This window comes from Synechococcus sp. R8-2 (genome assembly GCF_047461715.1).
Classification (GTDB): Bacteria; Cyanobacteriota; Cyanobacteriia; order Thermostichales; family Thermostichaceae; genus Thermostichus.
This window is the reverse complement of record NZ_JANSHQ010000159.1, coordinates 1-2,675: the sequence shown is the minus strand read 5'-3', so window position 1 is coordinate 2,675 and position 2,675 is coordinate 1. Positions and strand designations below refer to the sequence as shown.

General features: G+C 62.6%; 2 protein-coding genes. One reads left to right on the top strand and one right to left on the bottom strand.

Going from position 1 to position 2,675, the window contains the following annotated elements; genetic code table 11:
- Positions 1 to 311 precede the first annotated feature (311 nt).
- Positions 312 to 1,319, bottom strand: a complete 1,008-nt coding sequence (locus NW819_RS04465; RefSeq protein WP_414413013.1) for a glycosyltransferase family 9 protein — start codon at positions 1,317 to 1,319, stop codon at positions 312 to 314.
- Positions 1,320 to 1,513: 194 nt separating this feature from the next.
- On the opposite strand from NW819_RS04465, the gene NW819_RS04460 reads away from it, so the two are divergent.
- Entirely contained in the window at positions 1,514 to 2,671 is a 1,158-nt protein-coding gene (locus NW819_RS04460; RefSeq protein ID WP_414413014.1) for a DegT/DnrJ/EryC1/StrS family aminotransferase, read from the top strand.
- Positions 2,672 to 2,675 lie beyond the last annotated feature (4 nt).

Genomic DNA, 2,675 nt, shown 5'->3' with positions numbered 1-2,675 from the left:
GACGTGGCGGAACGGCAGACGCGCTAGACTTAGGATCTAGTGCCGCAAGGCGTAAGGGTTCAAGTCCCTTCGTCCGCATGAGAATCCCCTACTTCCCCAGCCCCTTTCCCCCAAGAGGGCAGAAGTTCCCCCGGTCAACAGCAATGCTGACTGCCTTACGGTCGCTCGCCAGCAAGCCTAGGAGAGCCAAGGTGACAAAGCAAGCTCTCCCGCCGGCTAAAAGCAGACAGGGACACATCTCCCAGGCTAGAAGGCTTCTCGGTCCGCCTGCAGAGAAACTGGACTGGGTTGCTGCCACGAAAACCTTGGCTCTAGGCCGGAAAGATCACCTGCAGAATTTGCTCGGGGGCAATCGACTCCACCTTCCCATCGGCCCCCTTGACCGCCCGAAACGGCCCCTCTGAAGGCAGCAGCCGCAGCGGGTCGGTGGGCCCAAACAACGCCACCAGCGGCGTCTGCACCGCCACCGCCAAATGCATGGGAGCGCTATCGGCGCACAACAGCAGCGTTGCCCCACCAATCAAGGCCGCCAGCTGCCCCAGCCGGACAGGACGGCTCACCGGCAGCTCCGGCAGTTGCGCCAGAAAGCCCTCCGCCAGCTGCTCATCCTCTGGCCCCACCACCAGCACCAACGGCAGCTCCGGCCGCTGCTCCCGAAAACCCTTGATGACCTTGACCCAGTTGGCAGAGGGATAGATCTTCTGAATTCCCTTCTCCTGCGACAGCTGGCTGGCCCCCGGATGCAACAGCACATAATCTTGAGCGGCATTCCCCAAAAGGCGCTTGCGTTCCTGCTCTGCCCACTCCAGGTCTGCTTTTTTCAGACGAATCTGGGGCAACCCCGCCGGCGCAGCAATGCCAAACCCCTGCACCAGGTCGTGGTACATCTGGGCAGCATACTGGGCTGGCTTCAGGGGCACCGGGTCGGTCAGCCAAGGTCGCCCCGGCCCCGGCGGCGCATAGCCCACCCGCTTGGGAATGCCGGTCAGCCACAACAACAGCTTGACCCCCAAGCTTCGGCCCAGGCTCAGCACCCCGTCATACTGCCGCTCGCGAATCCGCCCCAGCAGGTCGCTGAGATCCCCCAACGACAGCTGTTCTTTGAACGGAAAAGTCAGCACCCGACTCACCGAAGGGCAAACCTCATAAGCCCCTGCTGCCCGCGGCTCCACAACCACCTCCAGCTCCGCCTCAGGAAAGCGCTGCCGCAAACTGGCCAGGGCGGGGAAAAACAAAATCTGGTCACCAATCCCCCCCGGCACCAAAGCCAGAATCCGAGGTGCCAAAGGGGCTTTAGCTGCTGGAGAAACCGCCTGCATAAAGCATCCTGTAGAAAGCTGTATCCAGCCTAGGGGATCCCCGCCTACTCTATCTCAGATTGGGTGGATAGATTCAGGGCCAGCTCGACCCGCGGAAGACAAACCCCAGAACCCTTCTGGGCCAGAGCGTTGTGTACACAGGCTCTCATCCGCGATGATGGGCTGTGGCCGCCACCTTCTCCAAAGGCAGCACCATGACGGAGGAGCCGATTCCGCTGTTGGATTTGACGGGGCAGTACCGGGCTTTGGCCGCGGTGTTGCAGCCGCAGGTGGAGGCTCTGCTGGCCTCTGGCCAGTACATCGGCGGGGCGGCGGTGCAGCGCTTTGAGGAGCAGTTTGCCCAGTTTTTGGGGGGTGGCTCTTTGGAGGCCGTCGGCTGCAATTCCGGTACCGATGCCCTGGTGTTGGCTTTGCAGGCTTTGGGCATCCAGGCGGGGGATGAGGTGCTCACCAGTGCCTTTAGTTTTTTTGCCTCGGCTGCCGCCATCAGCCGGGTGGGGGCGCGTCCGGTGTTTGTGGATGTGGATCCGTGCACCTTTAACCTGGATCCGCAGCTGCTGGAAAAGAGCATCTCCTGCCGCACCAAGGCGGTGGTGGTGGTGCATTTGTTTGGGCAGGCGGCCAACATGACCCAGATTCTGGCTATTGCCCGGCGGCACGGCTTGGCGGTGGTGGAAGATTGTGCCCAGGCGGTGGGGGCCTGCTGGGGGGGCAGGCCGGTGGGCACTTGGGGGGAGGTGGGCTGCTTCAGCTTTTTTCCCAGCAAGAATCTGGGTGCGGCTGGGGATGGGGGGGCGGTGGTGACGCGGGATCCCCAACTGGCCAGGCGGGTGCGGGCGCTGCGGGAGCATGGGCAGACCCGTCCGTACCACCACGAGTATCTGGGTCTCAACAGTCGTTTGGATGCGCTGCAGGCGGTGATTCTCTCGGTGAAGTTGCCTTATCTGCGGGAGTGGAACTGGCGGCGGCAGGGGATTGCGGAGTGTTACCACCGCTTGCTGCAAGGGATCCCGGGCTTGATGTTGCCCCAGGTGGGGGTGGGGGGGAACTCGGTGTGGCATCAGTACACGGTGCGGGTGGTGGGTTCTGAGCCGTTGGATTCGCGGCGGCGGGACTATTTGCAGCAGGGTCTGAAGGAGCGGGGCATTGGCAGTCGGGTTTACTATCCTCTGCCGTTGCCGCTGCAGCCGGTGTACCGAGGGCTGGGCTACCGGCGGGGGGATCTGCCCAATGCCGAGCTATGTGCGGCTCAGGTGTTGTCTTTGCCGTGTTTTCCTGAGTTGACCACCTGTCAACAAGAGCGGGTGGCTGCGGCCATTGCTGAAATCCTCTCAGAAAAAACCTGCCCGTAGCATT

Bases quoted from the DNA above. Each gene is read 5' to 3' on its own strand.
- NW819_RS04460 (WP_414413014.1), top strand. From the start codon at position 1,514: ATGACGGAGGAGCCGATTCCGCTGTTGGATTTGACGGGGCAGTACCGG.
- NW819_RS04465 (WP_414413013.1), bottom strand. From the start codon at position 1,319: ATGCAGGCGGTTTCTCCAGCAGCTAAAGCCCCTTTGGCACCTCGGATT.